Here is a 22,750-nt window from a genome sequence, read left to right as displayed (position 1 = left end):
GTCTACGACAGCGGCGGGAGCCGTTCCGAATAGAGCCAGGACAGGAAGAACGTGTCCAGCGGCTCGGGGGCGTAGCGGCCGGCGAGTTCGGTGAAGCGGCCGGTGCTGACGGTGCCGTGGCGGTACCCGTCGGCCCACTCGCGCAGCACCGAGCGGAACGCCGGCTCGCCCAGCACCCCGCGCAGCGCGTGCAGCGTGAGCGCGCCCCGCTTGTAGACCCGGTCGTCGAACAGGCGCTTCGGCCCCGGGTCGGCGAGCACGAGGTCGGCGGGTTGCGCGCTGAGCGCGGCGTGCCAGCGGCGCGCGTGCGAGGCGGCGCTCTCACCGCCCGACTCCTCCGACCACAGCCACTCGGCGTAGGCGGCGAAGCCCTCGTGCAGCCAGATGTCGCGCCAGTGGGCCAGCGTCAGGCTGTTGCCGAACCACTGGTGGGCCAGTTCGTGCGCCACCAGCCGCTCCTCGGCGAGCTGGCTCGGCCCGAAGATCGACATGCCCTGGGCCTCGACGGGGATCTCCAGGTCGTCCTCGGTCACCACCACCGCGTACTCCGCGAACGGGTAGGGACCAAACCATTCCGTGAAGACCCGCATCATCCGGTCCTGCCGGGCCAGCATCCGCCGCGCCCGCACCGCCGCCGACGCCGGCACGGCCAGCCGCTGCGGCACCTCACCCGGCAGGTCGCCGAGCTGGTAGCGGCCGATCTGCACGCTCGCGAGATAGGAGGCCATCGGCACCGTCTCGTGGTAGACCCACGTCGTGCGCGAGCCCGCCCGCCGCGTCGAGGTGAGCTGCCCGTTGCACACCACCGTGTACGGCGTGGCCGTCGTCACAGCGATCTGGTAGGTCGCCTTGTCCGAAGGCCGGTCGTTGCACGGAAACCAGGAGGACGCGCCGGTCGGCTGGCTGGCCACGAGCGCGCCGTCCTCCAGTTGTTCCCAGCCGAGCCCGCCCCACGGGCTGGGCACCGGCCTGGGGTTGCCCGAGTAGCGGACCTCGACGGTGAACTCACGCCCCTCGGGCAACCGCCCGCCGGGAGTCAGCCGGAGCTTGCCCCCGCCGTGCGTGAACCGGCAGCGCATGCCGTTGACCAGCGCCTGGGAGACGTGCAGCGGGCCGAGGTCGAGCCGCACCTGCTCCAGCGGCTCGGCGGCGACCGCGTCCAGCTTGGCGACGCCGGCCAGCCGGTTGGGCCCCGGCCGGTAGTCGAGTGCCAGGTCGTAGTGCCGGACGGAGTACCCGTCGTCGCCACGGTCGGGGAAGTACCGCACCATCCTCCCGTCGATCACGCTGCCTGATGCCACGCGGCGACAGGGTTGCCGTACCACCGGGTCCGCGCGGGCAGCGACTCGCCGCGCATCACCAGCGAGGCGGGGCCGATCGTGGTGTTGCTCCCGACCGTGGCCGCGGGCAGCACCACCCCGTGCGGGCCGAGTGTGGAACCCTCAGCCAGCTCGACTGTATCGATGCTCATCACCCGATCGTGGAACAGGTGGGTCTGAAGCACGCAGCCGCGGTTGACCGAGGCGCCGTCACCCAGGCTGACCAGGTCGATCTCCGGCAGCCAATAGGTCTCGCACCACACGCCCCTGCCTACCTTGGCGCCCAGGGCGCGCAGCCAGACGTTCAGGCAGGCCGTACCGAGCCACGAGGTGGCGAACCAGGGCGCGGCGAGCACCTCGACGAAGTTGTCCACCAGCTCGTTGCGCCAGACGAACGCGCTCCACAGCGGCCGGTCGCCGGGCCGGATCCGGCCCATGAGCGCCCACTTGGCCAGCACGGACACCGCCGCCGCCACGAACCCGGCCGCGGCCAGCACCACGCCGCCCAGCAACACCGCGGCGGCCGGATGGAGGTCGCGCGCGATCGTGACCAGCGCGGTGACGACGAGCACGGCCAGCGCGGCCGTGGCGATCGCCGGAACCACCCGGCACACCTCCACCAGAGCCCGCGCCACCTTGAAGCGCAGCGGCGGGTCGTAGGTACGTCCCGTGTCGCCGCTCTGGGCGGTCCTGCGCAGCTTGACGGGCGGCATCCCGAGATAGGACGAACCCGCCTTGGCCTTCTTCGGCGCCGCCGACAGCACGCCGACCAGCCCGTCCTTGGGCACCTTGCGGCCTGGCGCGGTCATGCCGGAGTTGCCGACGAACGCCCGCTTGCCGATGCGCACGTGGTCCAGGCGCATCCAGCCGCCGGACAGCTCGTACGGGGCGACCTTGGTGTCGTCGGCCAGGAACGCGCCGTCGCCGACCTCGGTCATCGAGGGCAGCGCGAGCACCGTGGACAGCTCGACGTCGCGGCCCACCTTCATGCCGAGCGCGCGCAGCCACATCGGGGTGAGCCCGCTGGCGTACAGCGGGAACAGCCATACCCTGGCCATGGACATGAGGCGCTCGGTCGCCCAGGCCTGCCACGCCGTACGGCTGTGCACCGGGTGACTGCCCGCGCGCAGCCCGATCGACAGCAGCCTGACGGCCCCGAGCAGCAGCAGCGCCATGCTGACCATCGAGACGACGGTCGCGGCCGCGATGCCGGCCGGGCCGAGGACGGCGATCCCGGGCAGCACGGCCAGCAGCGGGATCAGGCTGAACGCCATCGCGGACACGCCGTAGGCCACACTCCACCGGCGGTACCTGCGGGGCGCCGGCGCCTTGGGCGTCAGCTTCCCCTTCCGTACGGCCGGCGCCCCCGCCCACCGCTGCCCAGCCGGAACGTCGCCGCCGACCGACGAGCCGGGGGCGATCTGGGCGTTCTTCCCGATCCGCGCGCCCCCCAGGACGATCGACCTGGCGCCGACGGTCGCGCCGGCCCCGATCCTGATCTCGCCGATCCTGAACAGGTCGCCGTCGAGCCAGTAGCCGGTGAGGTCCACCTCGGGCTCGATCGCGGCGGCCCTGCCGAGCTTGAGCATGCCGGTGATGGGCGGCATCGTGTGCAGGTCGGCGTCCTCGCCCACCTGCGCGCCCAGCGCCCGCGCGTAGTAGGTGATCAAGGGTGCGGAGGCGAGACCGCCCGCGCCGAGACCCGCCGCCAGCTGCTCGGCGAACCAGACCCTCAGGTGGGTGGCGCCGCCTCGGGCGTACACGCCCGGTTCGACGCCGCGCAGGACGAGCCGCGCCGCGCCCGCCGCCAGCGACAGGCGGCCGAACGGCGTCAGGAACAGCAGCGCGCCCGCGATCACCCACCACCAGCCGACCGCGAGAACGTTCGTCAGATTGCCCACGACGAGGGCGCCGACCACCCAGGGCATCGCGCGCACGGTCAGCAGCGGCAGCATCAGCGCCGTCTGGACCAGCGCCGCCCGGCGCGGCATCGGCAGCACGACGCGCGTGTTCTCCTCGACGGGCTGCTCCAGCTCTTCGAGCCGGTCGGCCAGCCCGCTGAGGGTCGGATGGTCGTAGAGGTCGGCCACCGCCACGTCCGGATACCTGCCGCGCAGCGTCGAGACCAGCCGCGCCGCCGCCAGGCTGGTGCCGCCCGCGGTGAAGAAGTCGGTGTCGGGCCCGCTGACCCGCTGGCCCAGGATGTCCTGCCACTGCTCGGCCAGCCATGCCTGGAGTCCGTCGAGGTCGGCGGCCTCCTCGTCCTCGTCGTCGAGTGGCCAGGGCAGCGCGTCGCGATCGATCTTCCCCGAGGTACGCGTGGGCAGGTGGTCCACGACCGCCAGCCGCGGCACGAGGGCGGCGGGCAGCACGGCTTCCAGCTGTTCCCGCGCGTGGGATATTTCCCCATTTATCACGATGTAGCCGACGAGAAGCTGGTGTCCTGAGGCCGTGGTCTTGACCGCGGCCGCCGCGCCGGTCACCCCCGGCAGCGCCTGGAGGGCGGCGTCGACCTCGCCCAGCTCGATCCGCCGCCCGCCCAGCTTGATCTGCTCGTCGGCCCGCCCGACGAACAGCAGCCCCTCGGGATCGGCCACCACCAGGTCGCCGCTGCGATAGGCGCGGTCCCAGCCGAGCGACTCCAGCGGCGCGTACTTCTCCCGGTCCTTGTCCTCATCGAGGTAGCGGGCCAGCCCCACGCCCCCGATGACCAGTTCGCCCGTCTCCCCCATGGCGACCGGCCTGCCCGCCGGGTCGACCACGGCCAGGTCCCAGCCCCGCAGAGGCAGCCCGATCCGCACCGGCTCCCCCTTGACCAGCGGCGCCGCGCACGCGACGACGGTGGCCTCGGTGGGGCCGTAGGTGTTCCAGACCTCCCGGTCGGGGGTACTCAGCCGGTCGGCCAGCTCGGGCGGGCAGGCCTCGCCGCCGAAGATCAGCAGGCGCACGCCGTCCAGCGTCTCGACCGGCCACAGCGCCGCCAGCGTGGGTACGGTCGACACCACCGTGATCCCGCGCTCCACCAGCCACGGCCCGAGGTCCATCCCGGTGCGCACCAGCGAGCGCGGCGCCGGAACCAGGCAGGCGCCGTTGCGCCACGCCAGCCACATCTCCTCACACGAGGCGTCGAAGGCCACCGACAACCCCGCCAGCACCCGGTCCCCAGGCCCGAGCGGGAGAAAGAGCCCGGCCTCCGCGTCAACGAAGGCGGCGGCACTGCGATGACTGACCGCCACACCCTTGGGCTTGCCCGTGGAACCGGAGGTGAAGATGATCCAGGCGTCGTCCTCAGGCTCCGGCGCCCGCGCGCCGGCCCCCGCGGGGCGCCTGCTCACGATCCCCGCCGCGCCGATCACCGCCGCGACGTCGGCCTCCTGAAAGACGAGCTCGGCCCGCTCCTCAGGATCGTCGGCGTCCACCGGCACATACGCGGCACCCGCCGTCAGCACCGCCAGAATGGCCACATAGAGATCGTTGGACCCCGACGGCACCCGGATCCCGACCCGCTCCCCCGGCCCGATGCCCATCTCGCCCAGCGAGCCGGCCAGGTGCGCCACCTCTTTGGTCAGCCGGGAGTAGTCGAGGACGCTCACGCCGTCGTCAAGCGCGGGCGCGTGGGGGTGGGCGGCGGCACTCTCATGAAGAATGTCCACGAGAGTCCGCGCGGTGGTGTTCCCACCGGCGGACAGAAAGACGGCATCCTGCGAAATCACGGCATTGACCACCAAGGCTCACCTCATGCGTAGACGATGCGGGCCCCGGTACGTGACCTCACGCGCTCGGTTGGCGGGTCGCAGCCCGTAGCGACGCTCCCCACGCCGCCGAGCCTTCAACGATCCCAGATGACGCAGATATTTCCCAATCCACGGGGGTTGTCGGAGTTTTACCGGTCATTCGCCAGTCATTCACTTACGTTGACCAGGCGCATTCACCAGCCGTTCCGCACAGCCATCAGCGCGAACCCGAGCAGGTTGAGCCCGTCCCAGGTCGAAGGCTTCGCACTGCGCTCATCTGCGGCGGCCAGTCCGATGCCCCAGACACGGTCGCGGGGACTGGCCTCCACCAGCACCCGCCCGCGCGTGCCCAGCAGGAACTCCCGCAGGCCCGCGTGCTGCCCGAACTTGGCGACGTTCCCTCGAACCACGATGCCGAACCGATGCTCGGCCCAGACCGCGTCGTCGAACCCCCGGATGGCCCGGCCCAGCGTCTTGGCCTCGCCGGGGTGCGCCGCGGCGAGGATCGCGCGGGCGGCGGCGTGATCGCCGAACAGCCAGGCCTTGTGCGCCATCATGTAGTGCTCGGCCGTGGCGAAGACCTGCCCGTCCTCGGTGAAGGAGGCCGGCCACCACTGCGACAGGCACCCGGGCCCGGCCTGACCATCGCGATCCGGCCGGTGCCCCCAGAAGAACAGGTACCGCAGAGGTCGTCCTGCCCGTTCCGCCGCGACCGCTTCGTCCACGGTCCGCGGGAGATCCCGGTCGTCCACGGCGGACACGGCGGTCAGCCCTGCTTGACCTTGAGTGCTTCCTTGCGCAACTCGGCCTGAACGGACCGCTCACGCTCCAGCCACGCGGGGTTCTCCACCTTCAGAGCCTCGATCTCGGCGGTGGTGAGCGGCTGGTCGACGCCGCCTCTGGCCAGGCCGGAGATGGAGACCCCGAGCTTCGCCGCGACGACCTGCTTGGGATGCGGGCCGTTGCGCCGCAGGTCGGCCAGCCAGGTAGGAGGCTTGGACTGCAGCTCGTTCAGCTCGTCCCTGGAGACGACGCCCTCCTGGAACTCGGCGGGAGTCGCCGAAAGCAGGACACCCAGCTTCTTGGCCGCGGTCGCGGGCTTCATCGTCTGGGTGGTCTTCGTCTTGGGCGAGGTCATGGCGTCAAGGGTAGTCACTCGGAGCGTGGTCTCCGGCCATCGGTACCCTGGGCGGGTGAATGGTGGGGAGAACGGTACGGGGTTCCGGCTGGCGTACGTGCCGGGGGTGACACCCGCGAAATGGGTCAACATCTGGGCCGAGAGAAAGCCCGAGGTGCCACTCACCCTGGTCGCGACCACCGCCGCCGAGGTCGTGCCCCTGCTGCGCGAAGGCGGCGCCGACGCCGGATTCGTCCGCCTCCCGATCGACCGCGACGGCCTCAGCGTGATCCCCCTCTACCTCGAGACCACCGTGGTGGTGGTGCCGAAGGACCACGCGGCGGCCGCGCTGGACGAGGTGACCATCGCGGACCTGTCCGGCGAAGAGGTACTCCAGCCGCTGGACGACACCATCGAGTGGACGACCCTGCCCGGCGAACCCGCCTTCACCCGCCCGCCCACGACAGCCGAGGCGATCGAGCTCGTGGCGGCGGGCACCGGCGTTCTCCTGGTCCCGCAGTCGCTGGCACGCCTCCACCACCGCAAGGACCTCACCTACCGCCCGGTCCCCGACGCCCCCCAATCCCAGATCGCCCTGGCCTGGCCCACAGAGGCGACCACCGACCTGGTGGACGACTTCATCGGCATCGTCCGCGGCCGAACGGTCAACAGCACGCGCGGCCGTACCGCCCCGGAAAAGCCGGCAGAGCGCAAGCCAAGAAAGCCCGCCCAGAGCCGCGCCACCCCGTCAGGCCGCACCAAGAAGACCCGCCGCCCACGCTGACGGAAAAGCCCCGCAGCATGATCGCTGCGGGGCTTGAAAGTGCAGGTGGACGATACTGGGTTCGAACCAGTGACCCCTCGCTTGTAAGTCACACCAGGTGAGGGCTGGATCATCGCCGATTCGTGCCCTCACCTGGGCTTATGGTCCGAGGGAGTCCGCTGCCGTCCAGCCGTGTCCGGGGCCATTGTCACGCAGTTCGTCACTCGGCCGCGACGGCTTGGCCGTACTCCAGATAGACGGTTTCGCCCTGCTCACGGGCTGCCACAGCGGCTCTGACCCGGCGGGCAAGACGCTCGATCAACAACCCGTCCAGCTCGTCGGCAGGGTGGAAGCTGTAGCCGGTCAGTTCCTTGTCGGCGAAGCTGATCCGCTTGAGCGTGTCCTCGTCGATCACACCGCCGTCGAACACGAAGAGGATCTTGTCGCCCTCCTCGGGATGGGGTGCCCAGTCCACAACGAGGAGACGCCCGATCGGCGGCTCGATGCCGAGTTCCTCACGTACCTCGCGCACACTGGCTGCGTACGGTGTCTCTCCCGGCTCGATGTACCCGCCGGGAATGTCGCGGTACTCCTTGTAGGCCGGTTGGACCAGGAGGACCCGGCCGTCGCGGTCGAAGAACAGCACTCCGGCTGCGGCCAAAGCTCGGGCGAACGGCGGCGCGTCGTGATCGCTCACCCACCCGACCCTACGCGACGTCGCCCCGTCATACGATCCGCAGGCGACGCGCCAGATCAGTGAGCTGGAAGCTCGGCTTGCCCTTCTGCCGCCTGATCCAGGAGAGCATCAGGTGACGGCCTAGGTAGTGGTAACGGACCTGTTCGGGGGCCAGCTTCTCGGCGTCCAAGAGGGTCGCGAGCGCTTCGTCGGTGCGGTTCCACAGGCTCAGAGCCTGCGCGACGGCGAGGCTGTGGCGAACGCGTCGCTCAATGGGGAGGGCACGGGTGTCGAGCTTAGGACCGATGTCGATGGCGACTTGGATGTCCCCCAGCTCGATCGCCGTGGCCACTCGGTGGATGGCGACGTTGGTGGGGCCGAATGCGGTCCATGCGTGGTTGGCGTCGGTGCCCAGTCGTGTGGCCGACTCCTGCGCCTCGGCGAGGAAGGCCCTTGTCGTCGCGCGGTCCTCCGCTCTCGCGGCGGCCATGGACCCGGCGAGGAAGAGCGTGCCGTAGACCGACAGGAGGTCCGGTGTGGCCTTGGAAAGGTCGTCGTCGAGAAGTGCGGCCGCGTCGCTGGTGAGCTGGATGGCGGCGCCGTAGCGGCCATTGGCCAGCAAGGCATGCGTGACCGAGCGCAGAAGCGAGACGGTCACGACTTGGCTGCGTGACTCCTGGGCGTATGCGAGCCCGCGCTCTGCGGCGATCCAGGCCAGGTCCGCCTCGCCCACCTTCGTCAGGATGCTGGCTGCGGCGTGGTACACCTGGCCGAGCACCATCAAGGCAGCATGCCGGGCGTCTCCGTGAGAGGAACGCTCGGCATGATGGGCCTGCGCCAGGAGCACCGGAAGACGTTCCACGACCTTGGTGTACTGGGACGACTGGTACGCCTTCCACACCTCCGCGATCTCGCTAGCGAGCCCAGCCAATGAGGGAGGCTCCTCCTGCCCGATCCGGATGGCCATCGGCGAGAGCTGCCGGTAGTCCGTGAGTGCGGCCCGTAGCGCCGGGATCGAATGGCTGCCTCGATCATCGCTCCACTCGAACAAGCTGGGTTCGGCAAGGAGATCACCTAGAGAGACGTCCAGGGCGTTTGCCATCGTCTTGATGACCGAGAGCCGGTCCAGGGAAATACGGTCGTTCTCCACCTTGCTCAACCAGTCCGTGGTGCGGCCGACCAGTCCGGCCAGGACCTCCTGAGAGAGTCCTCGTCGCCGCCGGTACCAGGCGATGCGCTGGCCGATAGTGAGGTTCCTGGCCGTTCCTCGCATGCTCACCATCCTCACGTCGGCCTGGCCCCCGACCCCGGAAAACTCTTCCGGGTCCTGCGCAGCACGCGCACCTACTGTCCCTCCTGGATGACGCTCAGTCCACGCAGAGGGAGGAGATGTCCATGGCCCACGTCGTCCCGGGAGAGATACGGGCCGCCCAACGCCTGGTCCGGGCGCTGGAACCGCACGGCATCGCGGCCGATATCCACGCTGGTTACGGCCTCGCCCTGGTCTCGGTCTGGATCGACCTGGTCATCTGGACCGACGGCCTGGTCTACCGCTGGTGGGGCGGAAGCGTGTCCGGCAGGTCCGGGCGGCGTGTCTATGCCGCTTGTCCGGCGGATGTCCCCGAGACCGCTGCCACACGTATCGCCCTGCGCCACAGAGTGTTGCGGCAAGCTCACCCGCCATGTGCACCAACCAGGCGTGAAGCCTCATGACCCATCTCGACGAGTGTCTGAGTCCGCATGTGAGGCCGATGCGCCAGGGATGTGGGCGGCTGCGGTGGTACGTGGCGGGTCCAAGTGGGAGGCGGGTTCGGGTGGAGGATTGGACGTGCGCGTGTCGGGCGACGGTGTACGAGTTGTGCCTGGCGGGTGGCCGCGCCTTCATCAGGCGCACGGTGCAAGGCGGGCCGGTGGCGAAGATCCATGAGACCGACTGGGAGTCGCTGAGGCGGACGCGGCAGACCTGGGTCGCACTGCTTGCCGGGTATGTCCGATAGGCGGTGCGCTGCGAGGCCTCTTTTCCCCCGCCCCCGATGGCTGCCGGACTGTGTGGCCCGACCGAGGTGTCAACTCCGTCTTCCCGGACGCGAGCGTCCGGCGGGTGCTGTACAGACGGAGTTGACGCCGACCGAGGGGCACGAACACTGCGGTATCGGGGGCGGGGGTACGGACCTCGGCCCGTGGGTGATCTGCCAGAGAGTGGAGTGGCCGGCGTCCGTGCGAAGCACCCCGCACGGGCCGCGTAGCGGTGGAGGCCGGTGACGGAAACGGCCTTGCTGATCCAGACTTCTGCAGGGAAGGGCTTGATCGCTTTGGCGCCGCCTTGGAGCGGTGGGCGGCGCGCGCCGGGACCGGCCCCCAGGCCGCATGCCCGGCGCGCTGACCGCCCGGAGCGGGCGGCGGCGCGGCGAGCCCTTGAACCCGTAAAGAAACGCTGAACCACCTCGCCGCCTGACTGACGATGGCCACGTCGTCCATTCGTGTGCCAGGATCACCCGCCATGAATGTCGACGCCTTCTGGGAGCTGATTGAGCAGTCCGCGCGTGTGACCAGCACGAAGGACGGGCGTTTGGGGTGGCTCCACGGGAAGCTGGCGAGGCAACCTGTCGAAGAGACCCTTGATTTCGCCTCGTGGATGCAGGAGGCCCGGCTCAAAGCCGACACGTACATGGTCTGGGGAGCCGCACGCGCCTTGGATCTGGTGGGTGGCCTCGACAGCGTTTGGTATTTCCACATGTGGCTCGTCGGTCTTGGCCGCGAGACTTTCGAGCGGGTGACCAGCGATCCGGACACCCTCGCCGAGGTGCCAGAGGTCCAGAGCTTTCTCCACCTTCAACGTCATCGCCTTCCACGCACTGACGAGGACTTGCCGGAGTTCGAGGAACTCGACTATGTAGCCGTCAAAGTGTGGCCACAGGTGACAGGCCTGGACGGGGACGCCCTTGCGGATGCCCTCCAGGCTCGGGGTTATGTGTTGGAGGCTCTGCCCAATCCCACCGACGAGGAATGGGACTTTGACGACGACGAGGAGGCGGCCCGCCGGTTGCCTCGGTGCACCAGCTACTTTCGCGAGTTGTACGGCCGCGCCTAGATCACCAGGTCGATGCCGTTGTCGCTGAGTTCCTGGGGGTGAGGTCGATGTCCGGGGTGTTGGCCACTTCGCGTTGATAGGCGATCTCGTAGCGGTCGGCCGGTGCCTTGGCTTCGGTGACCTCGATCGGGCGGCCGTTGGCGTGGGCCATGGATGACGGCGGTGTGGCCTCGGTACATCGTCAAATATGCTGCCAAGGGCGCGGAAGCCTCTAGAACCGTCGATCGCGGCCAGTACGGGCGCAAGTCTGAGGGACCTCATGGACCGCATGGGACACGACTCGGTACGCGCCGCGCTCATCTACCAGCACGGTACGGCGGAGGCCGACAGAAGGGTCGCGGACACCATGATCAACCCGATCTAGTGGCACGCGAATGGCATGAAAGCCCCGCAGCATGATCGCTGCGGGGCTTGAAAGTGCAGGTGGACGATACTGGGTTCGAACCAGTGACCCCTCGCTTGTAAGGCGAGTGCTCTACCGCTGAGCTAATCGTCCCGAACGGCACTACACCTTACGACACCAACGGCGCCGAGCGCACATTGACCGTCCAGCCGGGGCCGAGGTCGGGGCGGCCGGCGGCGCGCCAGCCCAGCAGGGACGCGCCCAGCATGCCGGCGTCCACCCCGAGCGCCGCCGGCACCAGCGGGGGCGCGTCGCGGAACGCCAGGCGCTTCACGAGCCGGGTGCGTACCGGGTCGAACAAGGCGGGGCCCGCCTCTGCCAGTCCGCCGCCCAGGACGATCATGCTGGGGTCCAGGAGGAGGGTGTAGGTGGCCAGGGCCAGGGAGAGGGCCTCCACCGCCTCGTCCCAGACCTCCACGGCGAGGGGGTCGTCGGAGGCCACGACCTCTTCCGCCTTCACGCCGGACAGGCCCGCACGCTGGCTGTAGCGGCGGCCCACGGAGGCGGCCGACGCATAGGTCTCCAGGCAGCCGAACTGCCCGCAGGCGCACTGCTCGCCGTCCGGGAAGACCGGGATGTGGCCGATCTCGCCGCCCCATCCGGACGAACCGCCGTATGGCTCGCCGCGCAGGATCAGGGCCCCGGCGATTCCGGTACCGATCGGCAGGAAGAGGAAGTCGTCCACCCCCTGCCCGGCGCCCAGAACGTTCTCCGCCAGGCCGCCGGTCTGGACGTCGTGGCCGAGCCGTACCGGAACATCGAGGGCGGTGAAGTCGGCGGCGGGCACGTCGCGCCAGCCGATGTTCGCGGAGTAGACCGCGGAGTTCTCCGACACCAGCCCGGGTACGGCGAGGCCCACCCCGGACGGGATGCCGTCACCGGATGCGGCGAGATGGCTGATGAAGTCGCGGATCGCCGTCACCGCGGCGGCCGGCCCCTCCTCGCGGGGGGTCGGGCGGCGCTCGGTGAGGAGCACCACGCCGGACTCGCTGACCAGGCCGCCCTTCATGGACGTGCCACCGACGTCGAGCGCGACGACGAACGAACTCATTGCGGACACGAAAGGAGACGATAGCGCAGCTCAGCATATGTCCGGAAAAAGTGTGGCCGCCCCGAGACCGTCACGCCCGGCCCAGCACCCGGTTCAGAGCGGCCTCGACCTCGGCCGACAGGCCGGGCGGCGATTCTGGCACCAGCGGATCCCCCGATCGCGCCTGCCGGACAGAACCACACGAGCGGCATTCGACCTCACCCAACCGGCAGATCAACGCGCTGGACCCGCAGGTGCCGCACGTGTCGAGGTCGAGGTCGTGCAGCCGTTGGCAGTCCGGGCAGATGAGCACCTGGGACTCGTCGCGCACCCCGCGCTTCCAGGGGCTCGCGCCGCGTACCGGGTCGGTCTGCCGGGCCCCGCAGTTGTAGCAGGGCATCGCATCCTCCGTTGTCACGAAATCTCGGCGAGTGCCTTGGCATAGTCGGCCACGTCGCGCGCCGTGCCGATCGGGTTCACGACCGACCAACGGACCACGCCCGCGCCGTCGATGATGAAGGTCCCCCGCTGCGCGAGCCCCTTCTGCTCATCGAACACACCGTACGCCCGCGCGACCTGTCCGTGTGGCCAGAAATCCGACAGCAGTGGGAATGTGTAGCCCTCTTGGTCCGCCCATGCACGATGGGAGAAAAGAGAGTCCACGGAGACAGTCAGAATTTGCGCGTCCGTGACAAAGTCCCGCAAGGCCGACAACTCGCTGTTGCAGACGTTGCTGAAGGCCAGCGGGTAGAAGACCAGCACGACCTCGCGGCCCCGGAAGGCGGAGAGCTTGACCGGGGCGCCGTGCTGGTCCTGGAGTTCGAAGTCGGGAGCTAGGGCGCCTACCAGTGGGTTCACACGGCCATCATGGCAGGCGCTCTGCTCCCTAGCGTCGGCCCTTGGGGCCGACGAGCCTGGTCCCCGACCAATCGGGTGCGGCGGAGATGCTGCTCGTCTGCGAAAGGCCCGCGGTAGCGGCATCCTCCCCGATGTCGCTCGGCTCCACATGGCCGTCGCGACCGGCCTTGGGAGTCAGCAGCCAGATCTGGCCGCCCTCTGCGAGTGATCGCATGGCATCGCTCAGAACGTCGAAGAGATCGCCGTCACCGTCGCGCCACCACATCAGCACCACGTCTACGACGTCGTAACTGTCCTCATCGAGCAGTTCATTGCCGGTCAGGTTCTCGATTGACGAGCGAAGCTCTTCGTCGCTGTCCTCGTCCCAACCGATCTCCTGCACCACCTGACCCGGCTTGAGGCCGAGTCGTTCGGCCAGGCCGCGCTCGCCCTGCGCCTGACCCGCGGTCGCGCTCACGTTTATCCCTCCTGCTTGAGTGGCCCCGCATTTTGCGGTTTATCGCTTCGGGACAGTCCACACGCTGTGACCCTCAGTCGTCAACGGTCGCCACGGGTACGGCGACAGGACCGTCCGAATCAACCCGACAAAAACGACAGACGAACGTGGCGTTCACGGTTGTCGACGTTCAGGTCAACGACCGCGATCGACTGCCAGGTTCCCAGCGCCAGCCGTCCCCCGAGGACCGGCACCGTCGCATAGGGCGGAATCAGCGCGGGCATGACGTGCGACCGTCCGTGACCGCGCGAACCGTGCGCGTGCCTCCAGCGATCGTCGGCGGGCAGCAGGCCGGCCAGCGCGGACAACAGGTCGTCGTCACTGCCCGCGCCGAGCTCGATCAGCGCCACCCCGGCGGTCGCGTGCGGGACGAAGACATGCAAAAGCCCGTCGCCGCCCTGCTCACGCGCGAACTCCGCGCACTGCGGGGTGATGTCGTGCACCGTCTCGCGTGACCCGGTGGTCAGCGAGATGATCTGGGATTCCACACGGAAATCCTACTGAGGCACAACGACCGCATCAGGGCCGGGAAAGACCAGCCCCGTGTGCCCGTCGTCGAACCGTACGATGTACGGCGGTCCGCCTTCCGTCCCGCGAACCTCGATGATCTCTCCGCGCCGGTCCCCTTCGCCAACGGTGTTCCCGTGCATGAGGAGCCGGTCGCCTACCGTCGCGTTCATACTTCACACATTGGTACGACAGACGCGCTTGGGAAAGAGGTGCAACCGGCACTCCCATCGGAGCGCGCCGCAATCCTGACCCAAACGTTACTTCCCCCAAGATCAACTTGCTTGTTTCCTCAAGATCAACCCACGCGTTTCTGTTACGGCGGTGCCGCCCCCACGCCACCCACCGCCGTGGGCGGGCGCCGATCGTGGGGGTCGCTTCTCACGTCGGACGTGGTCCCCGCCGCCACGGCCCTTCGTATCCCCCTTCCCACGGCCCCCCGCCCCCCGCCTTCGATGTCCGGCCCACAGCAACCCACCGGTCTCCGCAGGGCTTCGGCTGGGCGCCGTTGAGGGGCGCCGAGCTCCGCCGTACCCCCATCCCGCCGACGCGGCGCGGAAAGAGCGTGGGGGTGGCGCGCCCCCCGGGCAGAGCCGACGGTGGGGTGGGACGGACAGCATGCGACACAAGCAGGCCGAGGGGGCCGAAGGGGGGCGAGGGGGCTTGAGGGGTGCACCAGTGGTTCTCCACTCTCGCGCCATCTCTCCGGGGTAGACCTGAAGGGCGCGCCCATCCACCACAAGCCCGTCGGTTTTGCCCGGTCGCCGACCCGGAAAGGGGGTGTTCTAAGCTCTGCGCCGACCCCCGCGGCAGGCCATCACGATTCGGGCTGGCAAATCGGGAAATCTCGTAGCTTTTCTAGTCTTGTTAAATTGGCATGCCGATGTAACCTGTGGTGGCGATTCGTCCTACCATCGGTGGTCTAGGCCACCCCTTGGGCTCCTGCCAGCAGGGACGTCCTGGTTACTCGTGAGTAGAGATGCACTTTCTACGGCAAGCGACCAGGATGGAAGGCGACCCACGACCCAGACATCAGACCTCGGAAGGCGAGACCCAGTGGCTTCCGGACGCCAGCGTTTCTCGATCATCAGCGACGGCCTACCCAGCCAGCTGCCTGATGTCGACCCCAGCGAGACCAACGAGTGGCTCGAGTCGCTCGACAACGTCGTCAAGGCGGAGGGCCGCACCCGCGCCCGCTACCTGATGCTCCGCATGCTGGAGCGCGCCCGCGAGCACCAGGTCGGCGTGCCGGGCCTGCGCAGCACCGACTACCTCAACACGATCCCGCCGGAGCGCGAACCCTGGTTCCCCGGCGACGAGCACGTCGAGCGCCGCATCCGGGCCTACATCCGGTGGAACGCGGCGGTCATGGTCTCCCGGGCCAACGCGCGCACCAACGTGGGCGGCCACATCGCCACCTACGCCTCGGCCGCCTCCCTGTACGAGGTCGGCTTCAACCACTTCTTCCGCGGCAAGGACCACGGCGAGTCGGGTGACCAGGTCTTCTTCCAGGGACACGCGGCGCCGGGCATCTACGCCCGCGCCTTCCTGGAGGGCCGCCTCAACGAGGCTCAGCTCGACGCGTTCCGCCAGGAGCTGAGCCACGGCTTCCACGGCCTGCCCTCCTACCCGCACCCGCGGCTCATGCCGGACTTCTGGGAGTTCCCCACGGTCTCCATGGGTCTGGGCCCGATCAGCGCGATCTACCAGGCGCGGTTCAACCGCTACCTGCTCAACCGCCAGATCAAGGACACCAGCCGCAGCCATGTCTGGGCCTTCCTGGGCGACGGCGAGATGGACGAGCCCGAGTCGCTCGGCGCGATCGGCCTGGCCGCGCGTGAGGAACTCGACAACCTCACGTTCGTCATCAACTGCAACCTGCAGCGCCTCGACGGCCCGGTACGCGGCAACGGCAAGATCATCCAGGAGCTGGAGTCATACTTCCGCGGCGCCGGCTGGAACGTCATCAAGGTCGTCTGGGGCCGCGACTGGGACCCACTGCTGGCCGCCGACGTCGACGGCGTGCTGGTCAACCAGATGAACACGACGCCTGACGGCCAGTTCCAGACGTACTCGGTCGAGTCCGGCGAGTACATCCGCGAGCACTTCTTCGGCGGCGACCCGCGCCTGCGCAAGATGGTCGAGCACCTGACCGACGACGACATCCGCAAGCTGTCGCGCGGCGGCCACGACTACCGCAAGGTCTACGCGGCGTTCAAGGCGGCCCGCGAGCACGTCGGCCAGCCGACGGTCATCCTCGCCCAGACCATCAAGGGCTGGACGCTGGGCAAGGACTTCGAGGCGCGCAACGCCACGCACCAGATGAAGAAGATGACCAAGGCCGAGCTCAAGGAGTTCCGCGACCGGCTGTACCTGCCGATCCCGGACTCGGCTCTGGAAGGCGACCTGCCGCCGTACTTCCACCCGGGCGAGAACGACCCGGAGATCGAGTACATGAAGGAGCGCCGCGCGGCGCTCGGCGGCGTGCTGCCCAAGCGGGTCCTGCGCGCCAAGCCGGTCAAGCTGCCCGGCGACGAGGTCTACCAGCAGTTCTCCAAGGGTTCTGGCAAGCAGCAGGTGGCCACGACGATGGCCTTCGTCCGCCTGCTCAAGGACCTCATGCGCGACAAGGAGATCGGCAAGCGGTTCGTGCCGATCATCCCGGACGAGGCGCGGACGTTCGGCATGGACGCCATGTTCCCGAGCGCCAAGATCTACAACCCGCACGGCCAGACCTACGAGGCCGTGGACCGGGAGCTGCTGCTGTCCTACAAGGAGTCGGAGCAGGGCCAGATCCTGCACGAGGGGATCAACGAGGCCGGTTCGATGGCCTCGGCCACGGCGGTCGGCACGTCGTACGCCACGCACGGCGAGCACATGATCCCGATCTACATCTTCTACTCCATGTTCGGCTGGCAGCGCACCGGCGACCAGATGTGGCAGATGGCCGACCAGATGACGCGCGGCTTCCTGCTGGGCGCCACCGCCGGCCGCACCACCCTGAACGGCGAGGGCCTGCAGCACGAGGACGGCCACACGCCGCTCATCGCCTCGACGAACCCGGCCGCCGTCTCCTACGACCCGAGCTGGGCCTACGAGACCGCGTACATCGTCAAGGAGGGTCTGCGCCGAATGTACGGCGAGGAGCAGGAGAACGTCTTCTACTACCTCACCGTCTACAACGAGCCCTACATCCAGCCCGCCGAGCCGGCGAACCTCGACATCGAGGGGCTGCTCAAGGGCCTGTACAAGTTCGCCGAAGGACCTCAGACGCAGGGGCCGAAGGCCAACATCCTGTCCTCGGGCGTGGCGGGGCCGTGGGCCATGGAGGCTCAGCGCCTGCTGGCCGAGGAGTGGGGCGTGTCGGCCGACGTCTGGTCGGCGACCTCGTGGACGGAGCTGCGCCGCGACGCGCTGGCCTGCGAGGAGCACAACCTGCTCAACCCGGACGCCGAGCAGCGCGTGCCGTACGTCACGCAGAAGCTGTCCGGCGCGCAGGGGCCGTTCGTGGGCGTCAGCGACTACATGAAGGCCGTGCAGGACCAGATCGCGCAGTGGGTGCCGGGTGACTGGAGCTCGCTGGGCACCGACGGGTTCGGGCTGTCCGACACGCGCTCGGCCCTGCGCCGCCATTTCCACGTGGACGCGGCCTCGATCACCCTGGCCGTGCTCACGCGGCTCGTCAAGCGTGGCGAGCTCGACGGTGAGGTGCTGCGCGAGGCGATCGCCCGCTACCACCTGAAGAACGGCGTCACCGAGGCCGGTGGCGCGGAGAGCAACGACGCCGAGTCCATGGGCGTCTGACGACGATCTGGCGCTCCCGGGAAGTTTTTTCCGGGAGCGCCGTCATATTCGGGCGTCACCTTCGTGAGAGAAGATGAGGCGGCACGTTCAGGAGGGGTGCGTGCCGCCTCCCCCTTTTCGCGTATTGTGGGCTCTACTTCCCCCTTGCGACACGAGGGGAATGCCTTATATGCGCCGTGTTCTTGCCGTCGTCACGTTCTCCGTGCTGGCCACGTCCTGTACCAGCACCGCGGAGCCGCAGGCCGTCGCACCCCCGGAGAAGATCAACTGGGGTGCCTGCACGGACATCGTCCGTCCCGATGGCCAGCCGCCCGCCAAGGAAGACGCCACCCAGCAGTGCGGCAAACTGTCCGTCCCGCTCGACTACACCAAGCCGGACGGCGACAAGCTGGACATCGCGCTGATCCGCGTCCCGGCCACCGACAAGGCCAACCGGATCGGCTCGCTCCTGTTCAACTTCGGCGGCCCCGGCGGTTCCGGCGTCGACACGCTGGCCCAGGCGGCCAAGTCGTTCGGCACGCTGAACGCCCGCTACGACCTGGTCAGCTTCGATCCCCGCGGCGTCGAGCGCAGTTCCGGCGTGCGATGCGGCGGCAGCGCGGAGATGGACACGTTCACCGCCATGAACACGCTGCCCGCCAACGCGGAGACGAACGCGGCCAGCACGAAGGCGAACAAGAAGTTCGCGAGCCTGTGCGAGCAGGACTCCGGCAAGATCCTGCCGTTCGTCGGCACCGTCAGCGCCGCCCGCGACATGGACCGCATGCGCGCCTCACTCGGCGACGCGCAACTCCACTACCTCGGCATGTCGTACGGCACGCTCCTCGGCGGCGTCTACGCCACCCTGTTCCCGAAGAACGTCGGCCGGATGGTCCTGGACGCTCCCCTCGACCCGACCGTCACCTTCGAGCAGCGCACCCTCGTCCAGACCGCCGGATTCCAGAAGGCGTACGAGAGCTTCCTGAAGGCGTGCGTGAAGGAGGGCTGCGAGCTCGGCGGCAGCGTCGAGGCGGGCAACAAGAACGTGGACCGGCTCATGACCGAGCTGTCCGAGAAGCCGATCAAGGTCGGCGACCGCGACCTCACCCAGGGCCTGGCCTCGACCGGCGTGGCCGCGGCCCTGTACTCGGAGTTGACCTGGCCCTTCCTGGAGACCGCTGTCAGCCAGGCCATGAAGGGCGAGGGCGAGGCGCTCATGTACCTCGCCGACTCCTACACGGGCCGCACGCCGGACGGCAAGTACACCACCCAGATGACCAGCTTCCCCGCCATCACCTGCGTCGACAGCGCGGAGCGCCCGGACAAGGCGACGCTGGACCGGACCGAGGCGGCCGCCCTGAAGATCTCGCCGCTGTTCGGGAGCGCGGGGGCCGGGCAGCTGTGCTCGATCTGGCCGGTGCCCGGCAGCGACGAGGCCAGGCACGTGGACGCCACCGGGTCGGGGCCCATCCTGGTGGTGGGCGGGAAGGGCGACCCGGCGACGCCGTACGAATGGGCGCCCAAGCTCACCGAACAGCTCAAGACCGCCACGCTCGTCACCTACACCGGTGAGGGGCACGGGGCGTACCTGTCGGGCAGCCAGTGCGTCAAGGGCATCGTGGACGGCTATCTGCTGCAGGGCACGGTCCCGCAGAAGAACGCGACCTGCGAACGCTAGAGCATGGCCCTGGGCGCGCCGCCGTTCGGCGGGAGGCGGCGTGCCCAGGGCGGGTGGTGACCGGCGCCACCGGCCGGGCGGGGCGGCGGGGGAAGCGCCGCGATGTGCCCGGCCGTCGCGTCAGCCCCTCTGGCGGAACACGCCGAACTGGTTGCCCGAGGTGTCCCGTAGGTAGGCGAAGTCGGTGCCCGCCCCGTCGTCGATGACCTTGGTGACGACCTTGCCCCCCAGCGACTCGGCCTGCGCGCAGGCGGCCTCGACGTCGGCGACCTGCACGTGGAAGACCGCGTGAGCGGGGAACTCCCCCTTGGTGTTGAACAGGCCGCCTGAGGGCCGCTCCGCGCCGGCGGAGCTGATCATGCGGTAGTCCGGCCCGTCGCCCCCGCCGGGCGTGAACGTCCATCCGAACAGCCCGCCGTAGAAGCGCTCGGCTCCGTCGGGGTCGTCGGTGGCCACCTCGAACCAGGTGACGGTGTTATCCACGTTGTCCTCCTTCATCTTTCGAACAAGAAAACGATAAAACATGGATGCGACAACCCTATGTCGGTGTTTTCGAATGATTAGTCGATCACCGTGCCGCGCACGATCATCTCCGGCACGTCCGTGGCGAAGCCTTCGAGCGGCCGCTCCGGCGCCTTCTCCGCGGTGACGGAGGCGGCCGCGATGCGGTCGAGGCGGAAGACCCGCACGTCGTCGCGGAGCCTGCACCAGGCCACCAGATACCAGAAGCCGCCCCGGCCGCCCAGGAACACCCCCGGCTCCACCTCCCGGGTGGTCAGGGCGCCCTTCCTGTCGACGTAGTCGAGGCTGAGGACGCGCCGGCGCAGCAGCGCGTCCTCGATGGCGCGCGAGACGCCCTCGCCGCCGAGCGGCAGGATCTCCTCGGGCGGGTCGGCCGGCGCCATCAGCCGCACCCGCCGCGCCAGCTCCCTGGCCAGCTCGCCCTCGGGCCCCGGCATGGCCGCCACGACCTTGCGCAGGGCGCTGCGGGCCTGCTGGGCGAAGGGCTGGTCGTCGCCGGCGCGGCTTAACGCCACCGCTATCGCGACGGCCTCGGGCGGGGTGAAGTTGAGCGGCGGCAGCGACATCTTCTTGTCGATCGCGTAGCCGCCCTTGCGGCCGGTCGAGGCGAAGATGGGCACGCCGGACTCCTGGAGCGCCAGGATGTCGCGCTCGATGGTGCGCGCGCTCACCTCGAACCGCTTGGCCAGCTCCCTCGCCGAACGGGATCTGGGGGCGATCGCGCGCAGGTCCTCCACCAGGGCGTAGAGCCGATCAGTCCGGTTCACGATCCCGACGGTACGCCGCAGCACCGACAAACTCGGGGTTCCCGCACTTCGGGGCAGGTTCTTCTGTCCTCACCGCCAGGTGGTCACCCGCGGGTCCACTCCAGCAGCCGATCCAGTGGCCACGTGTTGACGATGCGCTCGGGCTCGATCCCGCACAGGGCGGCCCGCTCGCACCCGAACCGCTGCCAGTCCAGCTGCCCCGGCGCGTGCGCGTCGGAGTCGATCGAGAACAGGCAGCCCCACTCGTACGCCTGCCGCATCAGCCGCTTGGGCGGGTCCAGCCGGTCGGGCCGCGAGTTGATCTCCACCGCCACCCCGAACCGCCTGCACGCCTCGAACACCAGCTCGGCGTCGAACTCCGACTCCGGCCGCAGCCCGCCCCGCTTGGTCCCGGCCTTGACGATCCGGCCGGTGCAGTGGCCGAGCACGTCCACGCGCGGGTTGGCGATGGCGGTGACCATCCTGCGGGTCATCTCGTAGCGGTTCATGCGCAGTTTGGAGTGCGCGCTGGCGACCACGACGTCCAGCCGGTCCAGCAGCTCGGGCTCCTGGTCGAGGGTGCCGTCGGGGTTGACGTCCACCTCGATGCCGGTCAGGACGCGAAACGGCGCGAGCTCCTCGTTGAGGCGCTCCACCAGGTCGAGCTGGCGCTTCAGCCGGGCGGGCGACAGGCCGTTGGCGACGGTGAGGCGGGGCGAGTGGTCGGTCAGTGCCAGGTACTCGTGGCCGAGCGACTTGGCGGCGGCCGCCATCTCCTCGACCGGCGAGCCGCCGTCGGACCAGTCGGAGTGGCTGTGCAGGTCGCCTCGGAGCGCGGCGCGCAGGGCGGCGGTGTCGGCGTCCAGGTCGCTGCCCTCGGTGGCCCGCAGGCGCCGCAGATAGGTGGGCGTCTGCCCGGCGAGCGCCTCGGTGACGGCCAGCGCGGTGACCTTGCCGATGCCGGGCAGGCCGGCGAGGGCGCCCGACTCGGCGAGCCGTACCAGCTCGTCGGGGGGCAGGTCCGCGACGACGGCGGCGGCGCGGCGGAAGGCGCGCACGCGATAGGTCGGCTCGCCCGCCCGCTCCAGCAGAAAGGCGATGTCCCGTAGAGCCTGCACCGGATCCATAGGTAGACAAATACCCCAACCAGGGACTCAAGCGTTTTGAAAGCGATGACTTATAGAGATTGAAGCGGACAAACAGCATCGATAGGCTAACTGGCCACCATAGATCTGGAGCTCGATGACCGCCCCGCCAGCCGCCCGCCCAGGCAAGTCCTCCAAGGTGATCACACTGACCGTGATCGGCATCGTGTCGGTCGTGGTGGTCGGCTACTGCGCGGCTCAGGGCGACGACGACGTGACCGCCGACTGCGTCGAGGCCACCAGCCTGAACAGCGGATCCTACGAGGTCGTCGACGACGACTACTGCGACGACGACCACTACTCCTCCGGCGGCGCCTACCGCGCCTACCACTGGTACTACGGCGGCACCCGCAGCGGCGCCCTCGTCCACGGCGGCAGCACGATCCGGCCCTCCAACGTCACGATCAGCAGCCGCGACGGCAAGTCCATCCAGCGGGGCGGCTTCGGCAGCCGCTGGAGCGGGGGCAGTTGACGTGAGCCGGCGCCTGGCCTCCCAGAACGTCTCGATCGGCGCGGTGGCCACGCTGTCGGCACTGATGCTCGGCGCCTGCGCGCAGCAACCGCCTCCGGTGTACGAGCGGTCGCCGGTGACCGTGCACGAGGACGACGAAGAGGACGAGGTCACCGCGCACTGCGTGGTGCGCGACAGCGAGGACGACGGCCGCTACACGGTGGCCGGCGACGAGAAGTGCGACGGAGCGGGCAGGCACGGCACGTACATGTGGTACTACGGCGGAACCAGAACCAATCGCCACGTCACCGACGGCTCGCCCCGGCGCCCGCGCGGCGTCCACATCACCACCCGCGACGGCGACGAGATCGGCAAGTCGGGCCGCATCTCGCGCGACGGCTTCGGCGGGCGTACGACGGTGGGAGGCTGAG

General features: G+C 69.3%; 23 protein-coding genes and 1 tRNA gene. 7 read left to right on the top strand and 17 right to left on the bottom strand.

Features of this window, described 5'->3' with window-relative positions; all coding sequences use genetic code 11:
• Window positions 1–2: 2 nt before the first annotated feature.
• From ACIBI5_RS01610 to ACIBI5_RS01595, 4 genes are all read right to left on the bottom strand, one after another.
• Window positions 3–1,301 (bottom strand): M1 family metallopeptidase, encoded by a 1,299-nt coding sequence (locus ACIBI5_RS01610; RefSeq protein WP_397242073.1) that lies wholly within the window; start codon window positions 1,299–1,301, stop codon window positions 3–5.
• The gene (locus tag ACIBI5_RS01605; RefSeq protein ID WP_397242071.1) at window positions 1,283–4,972 is read right to left on the bottom strand and encodes a Pls/PosA family non-ribosomal peptide synthetase; all 3,690 of its coding nucleotides are present in this window, start codon (window positions 4,970–4,972) and stop codon (window positions 1,283–1,285) included. Before ACIBI5_RS01605 ends, ACIBI5_RS01610 begins: the two co-directional genes overlap by 19 nt.
• A 275-nt stretch (window positions 4,973–5,247) precedes the next feature.
• On the bottom strand, window positions 5,248–5,814 hold the full coding sequence (locus ACIBI5_RS01600) for an NADAR family protein (protein ID WP_397242069.1): 567 nt from the start codon (window positions 5,812–5,814) through the stop codon (window positions 5,248–5,250).
• A 5-nt stretch (window positions 5,815–5,819) separates the two neighbouring features.
• Complete coding sequence (locus ACIBI5_RS01595; RefSeq protein ID WP_397242067.1) at window positions 5,820–6,191, bottom strand: DUF5997 family protein; 372 nt, start codon at window positions 6,189–6,191, stop codon at window positions 5,820–5,822.
• Between the two features lie 55 nt (window positions 6,192–6,246).
• Between ACIBI5_RS01595 and ACIBI5_RS01590 the strand changes: the two genes are divergently transcribed.
• Window positions 6,247–6,954 (top strand): LysR family substrate-binding domain-containing protein, encoded by a 708-nt coding sequence (locus ACIBI5_RS01590; protein ID WP_397242065.1) that lies wholly within the window; start codon window positions 6,247–6,249, stop codon window positions 6,952–6,954.
• A 199-nt stretch (window positions 6,955–7,153) separates the two neighbouring features.
• Here the strand turns inward: ACIBI5_RS01590 and ACIBI5_RS01585 are convergent, their stop codons facing one another.
• Together ACIBI5_RS01585 and ACIBI5_RS01580 are read right to left on the bottom strand one after the other, a co-directional pair.
• Window positions 7,154–7,630, bottom strand: coding sequence for an NUDIX domain-containing protein (locus ACIBI5_RS01585; RefSeq protein WP_397242063.1), 477 nt, complete (start codon window positions 7,628–7,630; stop codon window positions 7,154–7,156).
• A gap of 28 nt (window positions 7,631–7,658) precedes the next feature.
• Entirely contained in the window at window positions 7,659–8,882 is a 1,224-nt protein-coding gene (locus ACIBI5_RS01580) for a helix-turn-helix domain-containing protein (protein ID WP_397242061.1), read from the bottom strand.
• A 122-nt stretch (window positions 8,883–9,004) separates the two neighbouring features.
• Between ACIBI5_RS01580 and ACIBI5_RS01575 the strand changes: the two genes are divergently transcribed.
• Both ACIBI5_RS01575 and ACIBI5_RS01570 read left to right on the top strand, forming a co-directional pair.
• The gene (locus tag ACIBI5_RS01575; RefSeq protein WP_397242059.1) at window positions 9,005–9,322 is read left to right on the top strand and encodes a hypothetical protein; all 318 of its coding nucleotides are present in this window, start codon (window positions 9,005–9,007) and stop codon (window positions 9,320–9,322) included.
• A gap of 787 nt (window positions 9,323–10,109) precedes the next feature.
• Window positions 10,110–10,700 carry a DUF4240 domain-containing protein gene (locus ACIBI5_RS01570; RefSeq protein ID WP_397242057.1) on the top strand — a complete coding sequence of 197 codons (591 nt, stop codon included), beginning with the start codon at window positions 10,110–10,112 and terminating at the stop codon, window positions 10,698–10,700.
• Between the two features lies 1 nt (window position 10,701).
• On the opposite strand, the gene ACIBI5_RS01565 is transcribed toward ACIBI5_RS01570, so the two are convergent.
• The 8 genes from ACIBI5_RS01565 to ACIBI5_RS01530 all read right to left on the bottom strand — a co-directional run bounded on the left by ACIBI5_RS01565 (window position 10,702) and on the right by ACIBI5_RS01530 (window position 14,167).
• Window positions 10,702–10,851, bottom strand: a complete 150-nt coding sequence (locus ACIBI5_RS01565) for a hypothetical protein (protein WP_397242055.1) — start codon at window positions 10,849–10,851, stop codon at window positions 10,702–10,704.
• Between the two features lie 273 nt (window positions 10,852–11,124).
• Window positions 11,125–11,196, bottom strand: a tRNA-Val gene (locus ACIBI5_RS01560).
• A gap of 16 nt (window positions 11,197–11,212) precedes the next feature.
• A complete protein-coding gene (locus ACIBI5_RS01555) occupies window positions 11,213–12,154 on the bottom strand; it encodes an ROK family protein (RefSeq protein ID WP_397242053.1) in 942 nt (313 codons plus the stop codon).
• A 70-nt stretch (window positions 12,155–12,224) separates the two neighbouring features.
• Window positions 12,225–12,551: a hypothetical protein gene (locus ACIBI5_RS01550; RefSeq protein WP_379609548.1), complete on the bottom strand. Its 327-nt coding sequence runs from the start codon at window positions 12,549–12,551 to the stop codon at window positions 12,225–12,227.
• Window positions 12,548–12,991 (bottom strand): peroxiredoxin, encoded by a 444-nt coding sequence (locus ACIBI5_RS01545; protein ID WP_184974634.1) that lies wholly within the window; start codon window positions 12,989–12,991, stop codon window positions 12,548–12,550. Before ACIBI5_RS01545 ends, ACIBI5_RS01550 begins: the two co-directional genes overlap by 4 nt.
• Before the next feature lie 28 nt (window positions 12,992–13,019).
• Window positions 13,020–13,448, bottom strand: coding sequence for a DUF3052 domain-containing protein (locus tag ACIBI5_RS01540; protein ID WP_184974631.1), 429 nt, complete (start codon window positions 13,446–13,448; stop codon window positions 13,020–13,022).
• 119 nt (window positions 13,449–13,567) lie between these two features.
• Window positions 13,568–13,975 carry a secondary thiamine-phosphate synthase enzyme YjbQ gene (locus ACIBI5_RS01535; RefSeq protein WP_397242050.1) on the bottom strand — a complete coding sequence of 136 codons (408 nt, stop codon included), beginning with the start codon at window positions 13,973–13,975 and terminating at the stop codon, window positions 13,568–13,570.
• A gap of 9 nt (window positions 13,976–13,984) precedes the next feature.
• Window positions 13,985–14,167 (bottom strand): DUF1918 domain-containing protein, encoded by a 183-nt coding sequence (locus ACIBI5_RS01530; protein ID WP_184974625.1) that lies wholly within the window; start codon window positions 14,165–14,167, stop codon window positions 13,985–13,987.
• A gap of 883 nt (window positions 14,168–15,050) precedes the next feature.
• Between ACIBI5_RS01530 and aceE the strand changes: the two genes are divergently transcribed.
• Together aceE and ACIBI5_RS01520 are read left to right on the top strand one after the other, a co-directional pair.
• Entirely contained in the window at window positions 15,051–17,798 is a 2,748-nt protein-coding gene (aceE, locus tag ACIBI5_RS01525; RefSeq protein WP_397242048.1) for a pyruvate dehydrogenase (acetyl-transferring), homodimeric type, read from the top strand.
• Between the two features lie 169 nt (window positions 17,799–17,967).
• Window positions 17,968–19,455 (top strand): alpha/beta hydrolase, encoded by a 1,488-nt coding sequence (locus ACIBI5_RS01520; protein ID WP_397242046.1) that lies wholly within the window; start codon window positions 17,968–17,970, stop codon window positions 19,453–19,455.
• A 120-nt stretch (window positions 19,456–19,575) separates the two neighbouring features.
• On the opposite strand, the gene ACIBI5_RS01515 is transcribed toward ACIBI5_RS01520, so the two are convergent.
• The 3 genes from ACIBI5_RS01515 to ACIBI5_RS01505 form a co-directional block, all read right to left on the bottom strand.
• Window positions 19,576–19,938, bottom strand: a complete 363-nt coding sequence (locus tag ACIBI5_RS01515; RefSeq protein WP_397242042.1) for a VOC family protein — start codon at window positions 19,936–19,938, stop codon at window positions 19,576–19,578.
• A gap of 77 nt (window positions 19,939–20,015) precedes the next feature.
• On the bottom strand, window positions 20,016–20,744 hold the full coding sequence (locus ACIBI5_RS01510; protein WP_397242040.1) for a helix-turn-helix transcriptional regulator: 729 nt from the start codon (window positions 20,742–20,744) through the stop codon (window positions 20,016–20,018).
• 83 nt (window positions 20,745–20,827) lie between these two features.
• Window positions 20,828–21,850: a PHP domain-containing protein gene (locus tag ACIBI5_RS01505; protein WP_397242038.1), complete on the bottom strand. Its 1,023-nt coding sequence runs from the start codon at window positions 21,848–21,850 to the stop codon at window positions 20,828–20,830.
• 115 nt (window positions 21,851–21,965) lie between these two features.
• On the opposite strand from ACIBI5_RS01505, the gene ACIBI5_RS01500 reads away from it, so the two are divergent.
• Together ACIBI5_RS01500 and ACIBI5_RS01495 are read left to right on the top strand one after the other, a co-directional pair.
• Window positions 21,966–22,340: a hypothetical protein gene (locus ACIBI5_RS01500; RefSeq protein WP_397242036.1), complete on the top strand. Its 375-nt coding sequence runs from the start codon at window positions 21,966–21,968 to the stop codon at window positions 22,338–22,340.
• A 1-nt stretch (window position 22,341) separates the two neighbouring features.
• Window positions 22,342–22,749: a hypothetical protein gene (locus ACIBI5_RS01495; RefSeq protein WP_397242034.1), complete on the top strand. Its 408-nt coding sequence runs from the start codon at window positions 22,342–22,344 to the stop codon at window positions 22,747–22,749.
• Window position 22,750 lies beyond the last annotated feature (1 nt).

Origin of the sequence: Nonomuraea sp. NPDC050540 (genome assembly GCF_044457485.1) — a bacterium.
Taxonomy (GTDB): Bacteria; Actinomycetota; Actinomycetes; order Streptosporangiales; family Streptosporangiaceae; genus Nonomuraea.
Note: the sequence above shows the minus strand (reverse complement) of the source record. Positions and strands in the feature narration are given on the sequence as shown.